Raw genomic sequence first — 19678 nt, forward strand, 5'->3', positions numbered from 1 at the left:
GGTGAACGATTTCAATGAACAACAACGACCTCAATCGATTCTTAGTACCCGGCGCAGCGGTTAGTATTACCCTCGAAGCTAACGGTTCTGCCAAATATAATTTTTCAGCAATTTATATCGGCAATAAACCCACGAAATACGTGGTATTCGAACTCACGCAACAAGCGATGGATAAAATCACTGAAACAGAATCCGCATCAGTTAACATCATTGTACGAGCGATCAGTGATACCGAGTATGGGCATGTCATAGCATTTAAATGCAACGTAATCCAAGCGATTTCCGCACCCGCTCTTCAGGTATTTATGTCCGCACCAACCAGTATTGCCAGCAAGCCCATCCGTGAACACGAGAGATATAAACTTAACCTCAATGCTGCGGTCCGTCTAAGAGAACACTACTTACAAGGCTATATGATCGACTTTTCTGTATCAGGGTGCGGGTTGTTATTAAATGATACTGGGGTATTAGAGATCGGTAACGAAGTGAGTATAGACTCTGAGTTGAACAGAATGCTGCCGAGTGACTTGGTGAGCAGAGTCGTCAGTATTAGAAAACAAGCTACGGGGTTTATCGTAGGTATTCAATTTGAAAGCCCCATCCTATTAACTCACGATCTTAAGCGAGAGTTACTCGAACAGAGCTTTAAATCTGGAAACCTAGGTTAGAGCGAGATCATTCTTCAACGCAACAAACGCATTATAAAGCGTTATTTCCTGCAGGGGTTTGACAAGTACTAAGTTCGCTCCTGCATTAAAGAACGCTTGGCGAGTTTCGCTTAAGCCATCAGCCGTACATGCATAAATTGGGGTAGTAAGTTTTAGCTGATTGCGGATTTTTTCTGTCGTATCAATACCACTAATTGTCGGCAGTTGATTATCCATCAAGATCAGGTCAAACGGCTGTTCAGCCACTAGCTCTAACGCTTCTTGACCATCTTTCGCCCAAACCACATCCATCTGATACTTCTTGCAAAACGCTTGAGCAATAAATGCGTTAGTGTGATTGTCTTCAACCAACAAAATATTAAGCGGTTTTCCAAAAAGCCCGTAATCAATCGGAAAGGCTTCGTCTTCTTGTGCTTCTTCGAACACTGAAGCGACTTTCACTGGCACTTGTACGCTGAATACTGAGCCTTCCCCTACACTGCTTTTCACATTGATGTCACCACCAAGCATATCAACAAGATTTTTAACGATGGTTAGTCCCAGACCACTACCACCATATTCTCGGGTAATCGTAGGCTCAGCTTGGACAAAGGGTTCAAACATGTTCTTTAGTCGCGACTTCTCAATGCCAATTCCGGTATCAGTGACGTCAATATTGAGCTGCTTACGTTGTCTATCATGCCAATGAATGGCTACAGTTACCTTTCCTTGATGAGTAAACTTTACTGCGTTACTAACGAGATTTAAGATAATCTGCTTAAGACGTGTTTGATCCGATATCAGAAGCAGCTCTTCCTCAACATCGGTCGCGAGCTCAAAATCCACACCTTTGGTCAAACACAGGGTCTGGAATATATTGAATACCGGCTTCACTAGATCCGCATACTTAAACTCTTGTAAGATAATTTCGAACTTACCTTGTTCAATCTTACTGAAGTCAAGCACATCATTGAGCACTTCTAACAAGTGCTCTCCACTGTTATGAAGAACCTCAACCTGCTTTTTCTGTTCGGGCGTTGAAATAGATTCTTTAAGTAGTTGAGAGATACCTAAAATGCCGTTAAGTGGCGTTCTTATCTCATGGCTCATACGCGCAAGAAAATCAGCTCGTGCGTGTGCAGCACTTTCTGCCTCAATTCGAGCCCGCTCACTCTGCTTCTCTGCTTCAATAAGCGAGGTTACATCAGAGCCTTGGGTAATAATGGTGTGAACACCATTTTCTAGTTGAATTGGAGAGATCGTCCAACGGAATACCCGCTCTCCGACAGGTACGTAAACCTCGGTTTGAGGCTTTCCGTCCAATGACGTCGATAAATAGCCTCCAATGTCGAGAAGAAACTGGCTAAACTGGCTTGAAGGGCCTTGATGGTCGAGTACCTCTCGAGCTGCCGGGTTTATCTGCAAAACATGAAGATTGCTGTCCCAAATGATCACAAGCGATGGCGAGAAGTTAAATAGATCTTGGAAAGAGCGCTCTCGCTCCATCAGTTGCTCAAAAGTATTTTCTAGCGTGTATCCAATATGATGAAACTCTTTGATCTTCGAACCTGAATAAACAGGGGCAGTCTCATGATGACCGGCATTCTTCGTAAATTCCATTAAGTTGGTGAGCTCTTTCGCCACCTGACGGTCAAAATACGCTTTGCCGATCAAAGATAAGATGACCAGTAAAACTAACATGGAAGCGAGGTTTCGAAGCTGGCTAGTGCGCAGTTCGTTGATACTCGAGTTATTAAGGACACTGATTACCAATAGTGGAGATGGTTCGCCGTCAATGTTCAAACGGGTATAGGAAGTAATATACTGACCTCCCATCGTCGTCCCCTGAGTGGTCAATAGTAGGTCAGAGACCTGATAGTCGATCTCTCTGCTCAGTGTATCCGCGACTGGAGTCGAGTTGACAGATAACAGTACATCCAATGTATCACTAGCGTTCTGCAAGCTTTCAACCAAACTAAAACTATTGTCTAGGATTTGGATAATATAGAGTTGAGAAAGGACTCGCCCCGTATCTTGCTCGATCATCGGAGCACGGCGCATCAAAACGTGTCGTTTGCCTAATGCTCCATCTACAGAGGAAGAATACCAGTCAGCACTAAATGCCACTTTGACGGCCAAAGCTTCGAGATCTTGACTGCTCAAACCGTAAAACTGCGCGTTGCCGTCATCCCAAAATAATCCATTGTCATCAAATATGAAGCGGATATCAGGAGTATTTTGAGGTGTAGCTTCATCGAGCCCTAGAAAGTAGTAGTCTAAGCCACTGAGATCTCGCTTGTTGTACAAATCCGCTACCGTTGTACTGTTAGCATTACGGTCTTGTTGAATTTGTCGAATATTGAGGTGGTAATCAAACTGATTTTGTATAAGGCTAGACACCCTTTGAAGGTTACTGTTGATCTCTTCATTAATGATGCTCGAGCTAAATCGGTAGTGTTGAAGCATCGCGATGACAAGCGAAAAACCCATAACAAAAACCACTACACGGGTGATGTAGTTAGTTAAAGATTTCTTATTGTGGGTTTTAATCATTTTTACCATTGCGATGCATTTGTCTCTTAGTTATCCGAGTAACGAAAAGCTCGCTGTTTCAACAGTTCAATTCGTTCAGGAGTATCATCTTGTGTTACTAGTTCAAAGTCCCCTGAATAGGTCGTTGGCACAGGCTTACCCTCGATGTCCCACTTGATCGCATCGGCCATAGCAATACCAGTATCATCGTTCATACGCATGACAGTCACATCTAAGCCACCCTCTTTGATCGACTCTAATTCCGCAGAGCCCCCACCCCAGCCGTTAATCAGCACGTCTTCACGGTTCGACTCTTTAAGAGCTTCTATCGCACCCAGTGCTACGTCCGTTGAGCACGCATAGATAAATTCTATCTCTGGGTTTCTCTCCAGAATGTTAAGTGTAGCTGAATAGCTACTCCCCTTGTTTGCTTGGGTATAATATGACGACGCCAACTTGTAGTTATCTTGATGGCTCATCTTTTCAATAAAAGTATCGCCACGAGCATCACTGACATAACCTTGCGACCGATAAAGAACAGAGTAACTCCCCTTTTCTTCTACTCTTTCATCAAAATAGTCCGCCAGCATTCGGCTGCCAGTCGCATGGTCAAAGCCAACGTACATAAACGGTTGGTTGTTATTCCAAGCGCGGACAGGGGTAGTAATGTTTTGCAGGATCAGTTTTGTCTCTGAACTGTTTAGTACATGCTCAATGAACTTGCGGTGGCGAGTAGTATCCAGGGTAAATACGAGGTAATCCGGTGCGTTCTTGACGGCTTCCATCAAAGATAAACTTTGCTGACGAATATCTAGACTTGGCCTTGTAAAGACTTGGTTTATTTCATACTGAATGCCGAGCTTATCTAAACGTTTTTCAAACGCCTTGATGTTACGAACCCAATAATCCGAAATTTGCTGACCAGGATAAACCACCGAAATCTGGATGGGTTTGGTTTGTTCTGCAACCAAAGGAACTGGTGCGCTTTCAACCGAGTCTACCAGCGCTTTGGTTAGTTTTTGTTGAGCCGGATGTGCATTGAGAAATTCATTGTATTCCCAATACCCACTGAGATTTTGTGCCGATTGGGCAAGCGGTGATAAGACCACCGTCACTAGAAGAGTCGTTATTTGTTTTTTCATAATTATACTGCGCTTTACGCTTATATTTTGTGCTCTTGGAGAGCTAGCCAATGACGTTTATTACGTTCTATGAGCAAATTATCGCATATTTCGTGAAGAAGATAATCATTGAAAGGCATATTTTACAAAATAACAAACCATAAAAATCATAAGGGTTCTATTCGGAGCTTAATATGTAACTACTCTGCTCCGCTACTAGGTTTTCTTTCGTCTTCTTTGATAACTTTTTGATTGCGTGTTCGATTTTAAGTGCTTCGCTTTTTGATTCGGCACTCTGATTCCACACCAGTTTTAGAGGACCTTTGCCTCGCAAGGCTTTCGCCCCTTTACCTTCACAGTGTTGCTTAAAACGACGCTCTAGATCATTTGTGATTCCACAGTAAAGGGAGTTAGATTTAGTGCGAACCAAATAAACAAACCAGCTTTCGCTGGTTTGTTGGATCTTTTCTGAAGTCATTGTCTTTATCAGGCTCATTGCCGAAAAGGTTGATCAAGAAAAAGGGGAATTAAGAAATCAACTGATTAACCGTTTCTTTTAGCTCAGCTAGTTCTGCTTTTAGCTCTTGAACTTGTTGCTCGAGCTCATCGATACGAGCATTACCTGCTACAGATGATTGAGAAACAGGAGCTGCAGCTTCTAAAGCGGCTAAATCCACTTCACCGCTAAATAGGTGCTGATAACGGGACTCGCGCTTACCTGGTTCACGAGGTAACTTCACGACCAAAGCACCAGCTTCACGATTTGCCATCGCCTCTAGTGTTGCCTCAACTTCTTTCACATCGGTGAACTGACATAGGCGATTAGTGCGCGTTCTTAACTCACCAGGCGTTTGTGCGCCGCGTACTAGCATTGAACAAACAATACCGCGCTCTTTTTCATTCAGTTGAAGATCACCAAATTCTGTATTGCAGAAACGGTGTTGATACTTTGATACGCGGCTATTAAAACTACTCTCATCACTCACTAAACGACGAGAAATCAGCGCTTCAACAGCATCAAGTACATCTGATTCAGTCAGATCCATCACAGGTTCGCGATTGCTTTTCTGATTACAAGCACTCGTTAAGCTATTCAGCGTTAATGGGTAGTGATCTGGAGTCGTCACTTCTTTTTCTATAAGGCAGCCAATCACGCGTGCTTCAACTGGTGAAAGTTCAATGTTCATTTGCGATTCCTTGTTGTTCTAGTTCTATTATTGAGTCAACTCAGTTTTGTTGATCTAATGTTCTTTTATTAAAGGTAGCTGAACAGGTTTGCCTTCCTGATCTACTATCACGATCTTTGCTCGATTCATCTCAATTTCAACTATCTCTAGTTGTCGCTTTTCTTGTTTATAGGCTTCAGCGAGACGACCTGAGTGTTTTCCTTTATTTAACTCGGCCTCTTGAGGTTCTGAGGCGTGGTGACTTTTGTCTGTCATGTTGTCAGTGCATAATATCTCGGTATAGTCGCATCATAGCCTTTTCTCACGGCTGTAGACAATTGATTGCAACGAGATCGCATGTTTTTTACCCATCAGCCTGTAGGTATTGATCTTAAGACTGTTCTGAGCAGTTTCTATGTGGTTTAATCAAACGCAGGTAAATCAATTAAGTTAGGAAAACTAGCCATGAGCAGCGTATTTGAAATCGTTAACCAAGCGCGTCGTAAAAACAAACTAAAGCGTGAACTTCTAGACAACGAGAAGAAAGTTCGTGACAACCGTAAACGTGTTGATCTTCTTGAGAACCTACTAGACTACATTAAAGCTGACATGTCTCACGACGAAATCGTGGCAATCATCAAAAACATGAAAGCTGACTACGAAGACCGCGTAGATGATCACATCATCAAGAGCGCAGAGATCTCTAAAGCTCGTCGTGACATCAGCCGTCGTATCCGTGAACTAACGGAAGAAGACAAGCAACAGCAACAAGGTAAGTAATCCTTAAGCTTGCTTAGAATTTTCAAAACCCGCTTCGGCGGGTTTTTTATTGTTTCAGTACTGTTACGACAAACGGCTTCAACAAATTTGGTTTCTGAAATCGTTTATTTTTCATAAAAACGTTTGCGTAATCGCTAACCTTCTCTGAACCCATATTTTGGGGTAGTCGTCACATTTTCTCGCTGCTATAGTCTGCCCATCAAAACGCTCATCGAAGAAAATTGAGGCAAAAACGATGGAATTTAACTTTGTAGAAATCTTAGGCTACGCTGCATCAATCATGGTTGCTATCTCACTTACTATGAAAGACATCGTTAAATTACGTATTCTGAACTTCATTGGCTGTGGCCTGTTCAGTGCTTACGGTTTGATGATCGATTCATGGCCTGTTGTGGTAACAAACACGTTTATTGCTTGTGTGAACGTCTACTTCCTACTGAAGATGCAGCAAGAAAAAAAGCAATTGCAAAACGCATAGATAAAGAATCATAAAAAATGGCGAGGACCCTTTTCACTGGGACCTCGCCATTTTTTTTCTATGTAAACTAACCTGCGTTTAATCTCTTAAACGATCTCTAACCAAGGTTATTTACCTTAATTGTCCATAAGCTGAATCGCCTTGCGATACGCACTGGGTGACACACCATGATAGCGCCTAAAACGATGCGTGAAATTATATGGGTCTCGATAACCCAAGCGATTCGCAATCATCGCTATCGACCAATCCTTGTGGTTTAGAAGCTCACACGCTTTCTCCATACGTAAAGTTATCAGCCGACTTCGAGGCGACTGACCGTACAAAGCCTTGCTGATTCGACTTAATTGCTCCTCACTAATAAAGCAACTTTGTGCCATCTCTGATACCTTCCACGGCAAGTGAAGCTGACTTTCGACCTCGTTAAATAGTGCTTGAACTCGCACAGAAGATGTCGTGGCCTTTTCCTCAATCGCATTTAAATATCGAACCAATTCACTCAACAGCAAACGTCTGAATGCCGCACGTCCGTGTATCTCACAATGAATAAGATTGGTTAACGACCAAATCTGTTCGCACTCATGAAATGGGATGACCTTTTTATTGAGGTTGATCAAGTGCTCCCATTTCCCTGTAGGCCGAGGAAGGAACCAGACCATTTTCCACTTTTTGATTTGAGGGTTGATTTCGAATCGAAACGGCGTATGTGCAGGAAGAACCACCATCGTATTTGGTTCAATCAACTTAACCCAGTCTTTGGTGACCAACACACCTCCACCTTCTACTGTGAATAAGATGGTATGGACATCAACCGATTGGCGCTCAACGTAATAACTCTCTTCCAACTGTGCTAAGCCCGCCATAAAGATATCTTGCTCATCAAACTCAGGAATTTGGCTGTGGCTCAAGAAGCGCTCTTTACATAAATCAGATAGATGCACTTCATCTTTCCACTCAAGCTTGGGTGAAAAATCATCAATGACGGATTTGCACAGGTTTTCTCGTTTTTCAAACATGTATTTATAAACCGCTCTTCACTATAGTTGCGCTAAATTGAGAGGGGAAATTAATGACAACAAAAACACAGCCTAAAACAACAGACAATACACTTCCAGACCATATGCTTAGCCGTGTGGTTAAACTCGCGTTTCCGGTAGCAATCCAAAGTGCACTCGTGGCAATTTTGGCGCTTGCTGACGTCTTAATGGTGAGTGACTTTGGTAAGGAAGCGACTGCGGCTGTGGGAATTGCATCAAAATGGCATTTCGTTGCTATCATGATCATGGCTGGTCTTTCATCTGCTAATGGTACCCTTGTCGCACAGTATTGGGGCAAAGGTGACCGAGCAAGCGCAAAAACTGTCACCTCACTAGCCATTCAATTTGGCTTGAAAGTACTGATCCCTGTCACACTGATTATTACGTTGGGTTCTCAGTTCATCATGATGTTACAAACCAGCGATGAACAAGTCATCCACTTGGGAGCGACTTACCTTTGGTATGGCTTCCCTGTATTGATGTTGACTCATGTAGTTATCGCAATTGAATCGAGCATGCGCTCTTCAGGTGACGCTGTCACTCCACTATTAATTGGTGCCATTACAATCTTCATCAATATTGCATTGAACTTCTGGTTAATCAAAGGGGGATTCGGTGTTCCAGCAATGGGGGTTGCTGGTGCAGCTTTGGCCACAACAATTTCGCGCCTGCTCCAAGTCTTGATGATCCTTGGTGTGATGAAGCTAAGAAACCACTGGCTGCTTTCAACTCAAGCATCAATGGAGCGCCCATCACTTTGGCTGGCATACAAGCGCCTCGCTTTCCCATTAACAGTTAACGCCGTGCTTTGGGCAATGGGCACCATGGCATACCAAATGATTTTTGGTCATATGGGCACAACTGAGCTCGCAGTATTTAGCATGCTTGGTCCATTTGAATCACTGTGTTATTCGGTCTTCTTTGGTCTGTCAGTGGCCTGCTCTGTACTGATGGGACAATCATTAGGGCGCGATGAGTTTGGCCAAGCGAAAGAGATGGCGAAATTCTTCATCCGTATGGTGCTGCTGTTTGGCGTGACTGTTGGTGGTGGAATGCTGTTGATCCGTGAACCTATCCTAGAGTGGTTAAACCTAACTCAGCCTGAGTTGTACCCATTGGCACAGCCAGCGATTATCATCCTATGTAGTGCGATCGTTATTCGTATGACCAACATGATTGTCATTAACGGTATTCTTCGTGCGGGTGGTGATAACCATTTCTGCTTAAGAATGGACTTTATTGCGATGTGGGTCATTGGTATCCCAGTTTGTACCCTAGCCGCTTTCGTCATCGGTCTTGAATTCAAGTACGTGTACGCAATGATGTTGGTTGAAGAAGTAGTGAAGCTCACTCTCTGTTTCCGCCGTTACCTACAAGGTGAATGGATGAACAATCTAACCATCATCACCAATGAAAATGATGTTAAAAACACAGCGAAGAAACGCTCAAAATTTCGCATCATTTCAAGATTAAAAAGAAGAGTGAACGCTTAACCAGTGTTGCTATTCATAAAATAACTAAAATGCCGCATGATTCACCAAATTCATTCGGCATTTTTAATTATGAAATCTAGCGTCGCTTCTTTCTCATTGCTCGATTAGAAGCATTTAGTGCCGGTTTATCTGGAACTGGACGCTTCTCATGACGCAAGTGACGAATAGCCAGTAGAGGATGATGAATCAGCATCCTAGGGCCACCAAAGCGCATCACTTGACGCATCTGCTCTTTTTCTTCTGGCTTGTAGCAATGTATCGGACATTTATTGCAAGTTGGCTTGCCTTGCCCATATGGACAGCGATCTAGCCGCATTTCTGCGTAATCCAGTAACGTTCTACATGTAGTGCACAGCCCCTCTTCTTTTTCAGCCTGAGGGTGATGCTTCTTACAATATAGAACGGTCATGTGGTGAACCGTTTTAAATTCGGTCAACAGCTCTCCGGTTAAAATGTCACTGAATACTTTAGACATGCTATACCTTACCGATGTCATTCATAGAACTGCTATAACTCTGCTTGTTAGAAGCTATGTTTATCAAAGCCGAACCTTAATAGAAACTAAGTCAGTTGTAACAAAAGGAAAAACCCTTTATTCTCGCCGGCTACTATTATTTTTGTAGATTAAGCATGATAGCGAGTAAAGAAGATGAATCGTAAGAAGAAGATCAATGAAACACTAAAAAAGAAGCTTAAGAAGAAAAACGCTAAGCTTCATAAGAGTAACAAGCCTCGCTACATCTCAAAAGCAGAACGAGCGAAGCTAGAGGCGGAAGAGCAAGCAAACCAAGGACCTGTGGTTGCCGAAACTGCAGACTCGACAGAGAAAGAATCAGCGGCCGAGTAATAAATCATCTGAGATTGGCGTGTAGCTATCACAAACCTCAATGAGGTTTTGTGCAGTCAACCCTGGCACGCCATAGACTTCTACTCGTTTGCCAAAACGTTGTTGTATACGCTCGACTAACACACCAAAATCTCCATCACCAGATAACAAGATAATCGTATCTACGCTCTCTGCAGCCTCAATAGCATCTAGAGCAATACCAACATCCCAATCCCCTTTCGCACTACCGTCACGTCGTTGAATGAACGGCTTTAATTGAACACTAAAACCAATACCACGCAGTATATGATGGAACTGACGCTGTTTAGGGTCTGTTGAGGCAATCGCATAGGCATTTGCACAAACCACGTCTCTTCCTTCCGTCGCGATATACCAGAAATGGTTGTAATCGAAGTTGGCTCGATACTTATCTTTAGTTGTGTAGTAGATATTTTGGATATCTGCGAAGATGGCGACCTTTTCCATACTGCTCTCTGGACGGGGATTAAAGTCGACCACTCTAACAAATCATACTGATCAGCACATCACTATTAAGGATTAAAGTTGAAAATGGTGGTTGTGAATCTCGTATTCTCAGATGGTGGCTATTTACAGTTTTTACGTAGAAATTAAAACGGGCACCTTAAAAAGATAAGGTGCCCGTTAAACAAACATATTGATTGGCTACAGCTTTATTTGTTAAACCAATCTAATTTCTCATGCAGTTGAGCAACGCTACCTACAACAATTAATGCCGGGCTTTGAGCTTGACTGGCTAAATTAGCTAGGTCTTTTAAGCCGCCACGAAATACTTTCTGCTCTTTGCGTGTGCCATTTTCGATAATAGCTACCGGCATTTCGTCACTCATACCATTATCTTGAAGATTTTTTTGAATATTAGGGCTCTCTTTCAAACCCATATAGAATACAAGCGTGTGATTGTGCTGAGCGAGAGATTGCCAATCAATATCTTCACCGTCCTTCTTCAGGTGGCCAGTGATAAATTGAACGCTTTGCGCATGGTCACGATGTGTAAGCGGGATGCCAGCATAAGCCGTTGCACCTGCTGCTGCAGTAATACCCGGAACGACTTCAAACGCGATATCATTCTCAGCCAGAGTTTCACACTCTTCACCACCACGACCAAAGATGAACGAGTCACCGCCTTTTAAGCGAACAACGAACTTACCCTCTCGTGCTTTATCGACAAGAAGATCATTAATTTGATCTTGAGGAACGCAATGGTGGTCCAGCTTCTTACCAACATACAAGCGTTCTGCATCCTCACTCGCAAGGGCAAGAATATCTTTAGAAACGAGTCGATCGTAGACCAACACCTCTGCCTTTTGAATCGCTTTATAAGCCTTCATAGTAAGTAGTTCAGGGTCTCCTGGACCTGCGCCTACTAATGAAACAAAACCTGATTGTGTCATCTGCTTATCAGTCATTTTTGTGCCTGTACTCAAAACTAATTAGGTTCACTGTATCAAGGTTGAAATTAAACGTCGATCACAGTTTTATATAAATAATAACTTTTTATCCATTGAAATTAATCAAATAACCCTTATGAATTATTACGTTATCCAACCAACGACATATAATATTCGGACAAAGTTGAAGATTGTCTAGCCAAGACATTAATGTGGCAAAAGTTAAAGTGAATATGGCGTAATTGTCCTTATTCAAGAGTTAAAGTTAAAAGTTCCCCTCCGGATTGAATACCCTTTTCCAACTGATTCTCAAATACCAAAAAGCCCCAACCGAAGTTAGGGCTTTTGAATCTTTTCAGTAATCTTAAGATTACTTAGCGTTGAATGCCGCTTCTGCTTTCACTGATTCTTCTGAATCTAGTGCTGGTGCAGTTTTAGCGTGAGTTAGGTATAGAGGGATACAAGTCATTAGTAGACCACCCACGATGTTACCTAGGATTGTAGGAATTAGGTTGAAGTTCAACCAAGTCGCGATACCGAAATCAGCACCAAGAATCATGCCTAGTGGGAATAGGAACATGTTTACAACTGTGTGCTCGAATACTAGTGCGAAGAAGATGAAGATTGGGAACCACATCATTGCAACACGGCCAGCAACAGTACGTGCAGTCATGTTACCGATTACACCTAGGCACACCATTAGGTTACAGAAGATACCGCGAACAAAACACGTGATCCATCCGTCCACACCCATCGCTTCGAAGCCTGCGCTACGTGCTGTAGAAACTGCGATGAACTTCTTAGCAACAGCATTTAGTTCCAGAGAGAAGTTACCTGTTAGAGAAACAGCGACTAGGTAAGCAACGATTAGAGAACCAATTAGGTTACCAAGACCAACAAGGCCCCAGCAACGGAATACGCGGTTCCAAGTGATACCTGGACGACCTTCAAATTTAGCCAATGGTGCTAGACCAAATACACCTGTTACTAGGTCATAACCCATTACAGAAAGAATAACGAAACCTACTGGGAACACGAGTGCGCCAACAACACCAACACCTGTTTGAACGATAGTTGTAATAGCAACAACAACCGCTAGCGACAGGATAATACCCGCCATTGTGCCACGCAGAAGTAGATCACGAGCGCTTGTTTTTGTTTTCGCTTCACCGACGTTGATCATCGTTTGAACGAATTCAGCTGGTTTAAAATCAGTAGACATAAATTGCCCTTATTAAAAAGTTAAAGTTAAAAGTTGAGATTGAATAGTGAAAGGCTCTCACTGAACTCATTAACAAATTCGTCATTAATAAAATTCAGGCAAAAAAAGAGAAGCCTTTAGGCTATTAAATCTCTGCTATGCGTCGGGATTAACCCTTAGGAAGTTGCTCCCTACGCACAGCAGAAAAACTTTATACTCTTCATACTTGAAGCCGCAGCGTCGTTAACTACGTAATTTCACCCTAATCACATAGAGCATCTATGCTCATAGGGCTGAACTTACTTGTTGCCTAGCTGCAACTCCAATTATTTTGAGTATGTACGTAACGCCTTACGCTGCGATTTCTACCGCACCTTTAACAACGCGAGCTTTATAAGATTTCACATTAAACTGCTCATCTTCCATACACACGCCTGTTGCTAGGTTGAAGCGTTGCTTCTTAAGTGGACTTGCTACCCATAGCTCGTCTTTGTGCTCACAGATAAGGCCGCGAGAAAGTACGTTTGCTTGGAAGAATGGGTCCATGTTGTTGATAGCGAACACTTCTTCAGTTGCACGTGGGCGGAAGATAGCTACTTGCTCACCGTTTAGTAGTGCAACAACACCAGTACCTGGGATGATGTCTTCGATTTTACAAACTTTTGTAAATGCCATGATGTCGCTCCCGATTACTCTGCTGCTACGTGAAGGATGTCGCCCTTCGCTTCTGGGTGTTTTTCAGTAAATGTCGCTGGACGGTGTTGCTCACGACCATCAGTAACGAACATTACGTTGTCATCACGCTCGTCAGAGTTAACGAAGTGTGAGAAACGCTTAAGTTGTGATTCGTCGTTGATCGTGTCAGTCCACTCACAGCTAAACTCTTCGATTAGCTTCGCTACATCAGCTTCAAGTTGGTCATTGATACCAAGCTTGTCTTCGATAACTACTTCACGTAGGTAGTCGATGCCGCCTTCTAGGTTCTCGAACCATACAGAAGTACGTTGTAGTGGCGCAGCCGTACGTACGTAGAACATCATGTAACGGTCGATGTACTTGATTAGCGTTTCAGTATCTAGGTCACCTGCAAGTAGCGTTGCGTGACGTGGAGTCATACCGCCGTTACCCGCTACATACATGTTCCAACCTGCGTCAGTTGCGATGATACCAAGGTCTTTACCTTGTGCTTCCGCACACTCACGAGTACAGCCAGATACGCCGAACTTCATCTTATGAGGAGCACGGATACCTTTGTAACGGTTCTCAAGCATTACACCAAGACCTACAGAGTCTTGAACGCCGTAACGACACCAAGTTGAACCTACACAAGTCTTAACCATACGTAGAGACTTACCGTAAGCTTGGCCTGTTTCGTAGCCCGCTGTGATTAGCTTCTTCCAGATTGCTGGAAGGTCATCTTTTTGAGCACCGAATAGACCGATACGCTGTGCACCAGTGATCTTGGTGTAAAGGTTGTACTCTGCCGCTACGTCTGCAAGAACAGATAGAGCTTGAGGAGTCACTTCACCACCCGCCATACGAGGGATTACAGAGTAAGTACCGTCTTTCTGCATGTTACCTAGGAAGTTGTCGTTGGTATCGTGCAGTTTAACTAGAGACGGCTTAAGGATGTGGTCACCCCAGTTTGAAGCAAGGATAGAACCTGCTAGAGGCTTACATACTTCACAACCGTAACCCGTACCGTGCTTCTCAAGTAGCTCTTCAAACGACTTGATTTCACCGATGCGTACTAGGTGGAATAGCTCTTGACGAGAGTATGCAAAGTGCTCACATACGTCGTTCTTCACTTCAACACCCGCTTTTTCAAGCTCAGCGTTTAGAACAGAAGTCACTAGAGGGATACAACCACCACAACCAGTACCTGCACCAGTTACCGCTTTGATATCACCGATAGTGTGGTGACCTTCAGCAACTGCTTCTGCGATCTTGCCTTTTGTTACGTCAAAACAAGAACAGATAACTGCTGATTCTGGTAGTGCGTCTGCGCCTAGAGTTGGCTTCTCTGCGCCTGCGTGTGCAGGTAGGATTAGCGCATCTGGGTGCTCTGGTAGGTCGATTTCATTCAGCATAAGCTGTAGAAGATCGCCGTAGTCAGACGTATCACCAACCATTACTGCACCAAGAAGTTTCTTGTTGTCTTCAGAAACGATTAGACGTTTGTAAACTTCTTGCTCTTCGTTTTGGTATACGTAGCTCTTACAGCCAGGAGTACGACCGTTAGCGTCACCAATAGAGCCTACCTTCACGCCAAGAAGCTTAAGCTTCGCAGACATGTCAGCGCCTTCAAATTGGCTGTCGTTACCTACAACGTGGTCAACAGCAACAGTCGCCATCTTATAGCCAGGAGCCACTAGACCGAAGAATGTTTCATTCCAAGACGCACACTCACCGATTGCGTAGATGTTCTCATCAGAAGTCTGACAGAAGTTGTTGATTGCAATACCACCGCGCGGTGCGATGTCTAGCTTCATTTCGCGAGCCAGTTTATCTTGAGGACGGATACCCGCTGAGAAGACGATGAAGTCAGTCTCTAGCTCTGTACCGTCAGCAAAGCGCATAACGTTACGTGCGTCTTTACCTTCAGGAGCGATTTCAAGCGTGTTCTTACTTGTGTGAACACGAACGCCCATGCTTTCAATTTTTTGACGAAGTTGGTTACCACCAGCTTGGTCTAGCTGTTCTGCCATTAGTTTAGGAGCAAACTCAACCACGTGAGTTTCCATACCTAGAGCTTTAAGTGCACCAGCAGCTTCAAGGCCTAGAAGACCACCACCAATTACCACACCCACTTTGCTCTTCTTCGCACACGCTTCGATCGCTTTTAGATCTTCAATAGTACGGTAAACAAAACAGTCTTTGCTTTCACGACCCTTGATTGGTGGTACGAATGGGAATGAACCTGTTGCCATGATCAGCTTGTCGTATTGGATTTCACGACCAGAGCTTGAGTAAACAGTGTTCTTTTCACGGTTAACGTTGATAGCACGTTCGCCGATTAGCATGTTGATGCCGTGCTTCTCGTAAAAGCCTTCTTTTACAAGAGACAGCTCGTCTGCTGTGTGGTGAGAAAAGTAAGAAGATAGGTGAACACGGTCGTAAGCAACACGTGGTTCTTCACAGAAAACTGTGATCTCGTATTGAGATGCATCAGTCTTTTCAACTAGGTCTTCGATGTAGCGATGGCCAACCATGCCGTTACCGATTACTACCAGTTTCAACTTGCTCATAGATACTTCCTAAGGGTTATCTTTTAATCTTCGCGCATTGTGATTTGTGACACATTATTAATACATGATATAAATCAATTTCGGTAAAAAACTACCCTTTAGGGTTAGATGGCGTAAATCCTCTATTTATTTAGGGGTATGAAATAAATACTTTGATGTTGTAGCGAATGTGCCGCGTTCTTACGTGAAGAGAGTACGTTTCAGCTAACGCTGTTCATAATCTGTCTTAATCTGTCAGAATAAATTGTTTTCTCTTTTTTTCTGGAATAGTTGAGCATCTTCAACTGAGAAGTCGAGATATACAAAAGCCCTTACGATACAAGTATCATAAGGGCTTCGAATCAAGCAGATTACATTAAGAATGAGGGTAAATTACTGACGAATACCTTCTACATGTAGCTCCATGTCTACGTAGCTTGACGTCCCCATTACAGGAATATTGAAATCTTTAAGTTCTAGGCGAGTGTTACCAACAAAACCAACACGGTAACCACCCCATGGGTCCTGCCCTTCACCAACAAATTCAGCTGCAATAGTAATTGGCTTTGTTACACCGTGAAGTGTTAAGTCACCCATGATATCTAACGTGCCATCACCTTTATCCTGTACACCCGTACTCGTGAACGTTGCAGATGTAAACTTCGATGCATTAATAAAGTCATCGCTGCGAATATGCTTATCACGCTCTGCATGGTTTGAATCTAGACTACGAGTATTCACTGTTACGTTAACCGTAGATGCCGCAACGTCATTACTGTCGTAAGAGAAGTTACCACTGAAATCGTTGAAGCGACCTTTGATAAAACTGTAGCCAAGATGGCTCACTTTAAAGTTAACCGATGCGTGCGCGCCATTGGTGTCGATTACATAGTCTGCTGCATTTACAGCAGTTGGTAGAGCCATTAGCGCCGCTAGTCCGGTAGCAATTAAAGTCTTCTTCATTTTGAAACTCCTAACATTTTACGTAATGTGTCATCTTTATCGATAAAGTGATGTTTTAGTGCAGCCAACGCATGTACCCCAGCTAAAACAATCAGTACAAGTGCTGCGTAATAGTGAACCGTACCAGCAAGATCAGGTTGGTTTGCGAACAACTCCCCTAGCCCTGGTACAGTAAACCAAGTAAATACTTCAATACCTCGGCCATCAGCAGTTGAGATCAGGTAACCTGAAACAAAAACCACCGCGAGCAGTAGATACATCATGTGATGTGCTGCCTTAGCCGCTTTAACCTCAAGAGGTTTACCCTCTATTTCTGGTGAGCCTTTCACTTTCTTCCAAATCACACGAAACAGAGTAAGCAAGGCGAGCAAGATACCGACAGATTTATGCCAATGCGGGGCCGTGCGATACCACTCACTATAGTATGAGAGGTCTACCATCCACCAACCCACAGCAAACATACCGATAATAGTAAAAGCAGAAATCCAGTGAACGAGTCGTGAGACTGGGTGATAGTTTCTTGTATCCCTTTGCATATCTATTTCCATTAAGTGAGATTGAAAGTGCGCTTCAACCGTTGATGGTTAAAGTATTCACTATGTTGTAGAAGGCGAACAGAGTATAGACTTGTTCGACTTATTCAAAATATTTGAATGAGAAGACATCGCATTTGTTTTAGTCGAACTTTTCGAGTTGATAAATCTCGTCATTGATATCCATAAACTTTTTATCAATCACTTTTTGCACATCTTCCAGAGCTTGGTTGTATATCACTTTACCCAATGATTGGGCTAGATGATCAACGATAAACTCGGCATCAAATTGACCAACGTCTATATCGAGTTCGTCTTCGCAATATTGCTGAAGCTTTTGAGCCAGTTCAGTTTTTTCCTGACGACTGATCTCGATTTTATCCATCTCTTTCTCTCCTTTTTTGAATCTATTGTTAAATATTGTTACCGAGCTCAGATAATTAATAAGCGAATGATCTTCCTTGCTCGGGATGCTGCCATTATTATTGCATACGGTATTGGATTAGCTAATGTAAGCCAAAGGCATATATAAGGACGTTTAATTGTTACTCGATTTAGTTGTGCAAAGCATCCAAGAGTTTCAAAAGGATTGTTTAAATCTTTTTGAAAGAAACTACCCCGCAGTCCACAACCGTGGAATGACTGAACAACATCTAGGCCAAGCGTTTGCTCGAAGACTGTGCCGTACACTTGATAGCTTCTCACAACCTCACCATTTTGCGACGCTAGAAAGCTGTAATGATAAAGATCAACCACATCGATTCAGAATCAGTACGGAGCATGGAACTGTATGGTTAGTGACTCAACATATGGTGAGTGCAGGTAAACACTGCCGCGAAAACCTACTCAACGACATCCATGAATGGCAATCAGAATACTGCTACGCCATCCAACCCAACGACCTATTACTAGTCATTAGCGATCATTGGTTAAGTCGAAGCAAACAAAGCAGAGAAATACTACATTGGTGGATGGGCGAACTGCCTGATGCTGTAGATGAATATGCAGAACAAGGTATAACGCTTTATCAAAGCGGCTCATTACTATCACAGGAGTTAGATAAGCGCTTTAATCTTTCGCCCTGTTTTCTAAAATTTGGCCATCCTTTAAAGCGATTAAAAGATCAACAGATGGTAAGAAAATATTTGCAACTTTACGCAGTTGTCCAGTGGCAATAACACTTACCACTTTGTGGCTATTTTTTATACAAATAAAAACTAATAACCCTTTAAATGATGTGATTAATGGAATCCTCTTCTAATATTTACTAATTCATTATGTTTGCCTAATACTTTTGTCAGTCAAATAATTGACAAATCTCTTGATTATGACAAAATTATGGCAATTATACTTTAGAGGTCAGACCATGCTGCACGAATATTGTGCGTGGCTCTGTGAGTAATCGAGCTTTTATGACAACAGCACGCTTAAATTACGATATAGCTGGAAATGTGTCTCAAGACGCAGAAGGTCTCTATATTGCTGAATTTGAAGGCTATCTTCTTTCAAGCGTATTCCAACCAATATTTAATAAGAATCTTGACCCTATTGGTGCAGAAGCTCTTCTCAGAATTTCGACTGACAGTGGTGAAGTCATTCCTCCAAGTATATTCTTTAGCCAACACCTGAAAACTGACATTGAACTCGCCTACGCCGAAAGTTTAAGTCGTCATATTCACATCAGAAACTTCTCTCAGTCTGAATACGCCCATTTAAAGCTCTTCCTCAACGTTCTTCCGAACAATAGTCACTCAATGACTTCGAACGAGATTGAAAGTGTGATGATTGGTAATAAGGTTATTGCACCCACTTCCCTTTCGAGTGAGCAGATAGTAATGGAAGTACTAGAACAAGATACGCATTGTGAATCTACCTTGTCACGAACAACAGGAAGATTAGCTCAAGAAGGCTTTATTATAGCGATTGATGACTATGGGACTAAGGCGTCTAACGATTATCGTATCGCAATGCTAAAACCAGATATTGTAAAACTGGATCGCACTATCATCGAAGATTACTGCAAAGGTCAGTCAGATAAGCTTAAAGCGGGTTTAGAAGCAGCGAAAAGTGTAGGAGCTCAGATCATCGCTGAAGGCATCGAAACAGCGGATCAATTTAGACGTATGCGTTTACTCGGAATAGATATGTTTCAAGGGTACTACCTAGCTCACCCCCATATTGCAAAGCCCCTTTAACGCACTTCCAGCTAAGATACAGAACAATTAGGGCGAGATAGTGATTTCACTA

The 19678-nt window shown here is 42.9% G+C and carries 21 protein-coding genes and 1 pseudogene; 7 read left to right on the top strand and 15 right to left on the bottom strand.

Features of this window, described 5'->3' with window-relative positions:
• The first annotated feature begins 14 nt into the window (after positions 1-14).
• Positions 15-668 carry a PilZ domain-containing protein gene (locus DPF91_RS09295; RefSeq protein WP_117234128.1) on the top strand — a complete coding sequence of 218 codons (654 nt, stop codon included), beginning with the start codon at positions 15-17 and terminating at the stop codon, positions 666-668.
• On the opposite strand, the gene DPF91_RS09300 is transcribed toward DPF91_RS09295, so the two are convergent.
• The 5 genes from DPF91_RS09300 to DPF91_RS09320 form a co-directional block, all read right to left on the bottom strand.
• Complete coding sequence (locus tag DPF91_RS09300) at positions 660-3137, bottom strand: LuxQ periplasmic sensor domain-containing protein (protein ID WP_164684111.1); 2478 nt, start codon at positions 3135-3137, stop codon at positions 660-662. The genes DPF91_RS09295 and DPF91_RS09300 overlap by 9 nt on opposite strands.
• 89 nt (positions 3138-3226) lie before the next feature.
• Positions 3227-4324, bottom strand: a complete 1098-nt coding sequence (locus tag DPF91_RS09305) for an autoinducer 2-binding periplasmic protein LuxP (RefSeq protein WP_420855593.1) — start codon at positions 4322-4324, stop codon at positions 3227-3229.
• 154 nt (positions 4325-4478) lie between these two features.
• Positions 4479-4778 carry a GIY-YIG nuclease family protein gene (locus tag DPF91_RS09310; RefSeq protein ID WP_117234131.1) on the bottom strand — a complete coding sequence of 100 codons (300 nt, stop codon included), beginning with the start codon at positions 4776-4778 and terminating at the stop codon, positions 4479-4481.
• 49 nt (positions 4779-4827) lie between these two features.
• On the bottom strand, positions 4828-5487 hold the full coding sequence (locus DPF91_RS09315) for a YceH family protein (RefSeq protein WP_117234132.1): 660 nt from the start codon (positions 5485-5487) through the stop codon (positions 4828-4830).
• Positions 5488-5541: 54 nt separating this feature from the next.
• Positions 5542-5742 carry a hypothetical protein gene (locus DPF91_RS09320; protein ID WP_117234133.1) on the bottom strand — a complete coding sequence of 67 codons (201 nt, stop codon included), beginning with the start codon at positions 5740-5742 and terminating at the stop codon, positions 5542-5544.
• A gap of 189 nt (positions 5743-5931) precedes the next feature.
• Between DPF91_RS09320 and DPF91_RS09325 the strand changes: the two genes are divergently transcribed.
• Positions 5932-6246, top strand: a complete 315-nt coding sequence (locus DPF91_RS09325) for a DUF496 family protein (protein ID WP_117234134.1) — start codon at positions 5932-5934, stop codon at positions 6244-6246.
• A gap of 235 nt (positions 6247-6481) precedes the next feature.
• Positions 6482-6724 (top strand): YgjV family protein, encoded by a 243-nt coding sequence (locus DPF91_RS09330; protein ID WP_117234135.1) that lies wholly within the window; start codon positions 6482-6484, stop codon positions 6722-6724.
• A 116-nt stretch (positions 6725-6840) separates the two neighbouring features.
• Here DPF91_RS09330 and DPF91_RS09335 read toward each other — a convergent pair whose 3' ends face one another.
• The gene (locus tag DPF91_RS09335) at positions 6841-7737 is read right to left on the bottom strand and encodes a helix-turn-helix transcriptional regulator (RefSeq protein ID WP_117234136.1); all 897 of its coding nucleotides are present in this window, start codon (positions 7735-7737) and stop codon (positions 6841-6843) included.
• Positions 7738-7790: 53 nt separating this feature from the next.
• Here DPF91_RS09335 and DPF91_RS09340 point away from each other — a divergent pair.
• Positions 7791-9173 (top strand): annotated as a pseudogene (locus DPF91_RS09340) (MATE family efflux transporter); the annotation flags it as partial.
• A 154-nt stretch (positions 9174-9327) separates the two neighbouring features.
• On the opposite strand, the gene DPF91_RS09345 reads toward DPF91_RS09340, so the two are convergent.
• A complete protein-coding gene (locus DPF91_RS09345) occupies positions 9328-9726 on the bottom strand; it encodes a nitrous oxide-stimulated promoter family protein (protein WP_117234138.1) in 399 nt (132 codons plus the stop codon).
• Between the two features lie 174 nt (positions 9727-9900).
• Between DPF91_RS09345 and DPF91_RS09350 the strand changes: the two genes are divergently transcribed.
• The gene (locus tag DPF91_RS09350) at positions 9901-10098 is read left to right on the top strand and encodes a DUF2986 domain-containing protein (RefSeq protein WP_117234139.1); all 198 of its coding nucleotides are present in this window, start codon (positions 9901-9903) and stop codon (positions 10096-10098) included.
• Here the strand turns inward: DPF91_RS09350 and DPF91_RS09355 are convergent.
• The 8 genes from DPF91_RS09355 to DPF91_RS09390 form a co-directional block, all read right to left on the bottom strand.
• Positions 10084-10563, bottom strand: a complete 480-nt coding sequence (locus DPF91_RS09355) for a LabA-like NYN domain-containing protein (protein ID WP_117234140.1) — start codon at positions 10561-10563, stop codon at positions 10084-10086. The genes DPF91_RS09350 and DPF91_RS09355 overlap by 15 nt on opposite strands.
• A gap of 206 nt (positions 10564-10769) precedes the next feature.
• Positions 10770-11525 (bottom strand): uroporphyrinogen-III C-methyltransferase, encoded by a 756-nt coding sequence (cobA, locus tag DPF91_RS09360; protein WP_117234141.1) that lies wholly within the window; start codon positions 11523-11525, stop codon positions 10770-10772.
• A gap of 352 nt (positions 11526-11877) precedes the next feature.
• Positions 11878-12729, bottom strand: coding sequence for a formate/nitrite transporter family protein (locus DPF91_RS09365; protein ID WP_117234142.1), 852 nt, complete (start codon positions 12727-12729; stop codon positions 11878-11880).
• A gap of 330 nt (positions 12730-13059) precedes the next feature.
• Positions 13060-13383: a nitrite reductase small subunit NirD gene (nirD, locus tag DPF91_RS09370; protein WP_117234143.1), complete on the bottom strand. Its 324-nt coding sequence runs from the start codon at positions 13381-13383 to the stop codon at positions 13060-13062.
• Positions 13384-13397: 14 nt separating this feature from the next.
• Positions 13398-15956 (bottom strand): nitrite reductase large subunit NirB, encoded by a 2559-nt coding sequence (gene nirB / locus DPF91_RS09375; RefSeq protein WP_117234144.1) that lies wholly within the window; start codon positions 15954-15956, stop codon positions 13398-13400.
• A 372-nt stretch (positions 15957-16328) separates the two neighbouring features.
• Positions 16329-16898: a YceI family protein gene (locus DPF91_RS09380; protein ID WP_117234145.1), complete on the bottom strand. Its 570-nt coding sequence runs from the start codon at positions 16896-16898 to the stop codon at positions 16329-16331.
• Complete coding sequence (locus DPF91_RS09385; RefSeq protein WP_117234146.1) at positions 16895-17434, bottom strand: cytochrome b; 540 nt, start codon at positions 17432-17434, stop codon at positions 16895-16897. The genes DPF91_RS09380 and DPF91_RS09385 overlap by 4 nt, the downstream gene beginning before the upstream one ends.
• 139 nt (positions 17435-17573) lie before the next feature.
• Positions 17574-17816, bottom strand: coding sequence for a DUF2164 domain-containing protein (locus DPF91_RS09390; RefSeq protein ID WP_117234147.1), 243 nt, complete (start codon positions 17814-17816; stop codon positions 17574-17576).
• Positions 17817-17973: 157 nt separating this feature from the next.
• On the opposite strand from DPF91_RS09390, the gene DPF91_RS09395 reads away from it, so the two are divergent.
• Both DPF91_RS09395 and DPF91_RS09400 read left to right on the top strand, forming a co-directional pair.
• On the top strand, positions 17974-18609 hold the full coding sequence (locus tag DPF91_RS09395; RefSeq protein ID WP_117234148.1) for a hypothetical protein: 636 nt from the start codon (positions 17974-17976) through the stop codon (positions 18607-18609).
• Between the two features lie 234 nt (positions 18610-18843).
• Positions 18844-19626 (top strand): EAL domain-containing protein, encoded by a 783-nt coding sequence (locus DPF91_RS09400; RefSeq protein ID WP_117234149.1) that lies wholly within the window; start codon positions 18844-18846, stop codon positions 19624-19626.
• Positions 19627-19678: the final 52 nt, after the last annotated feature.

This window comes from Vibrio maerlii (assembly GCF_003415655.1).
GTDB classification, from domain to species: domain Bacteria; phylum Pseudomonadota; class Gammaproteobacteria; order Enterobacterales; family Vibrionaceae; genus Vibrio; species Vibrio maerlii.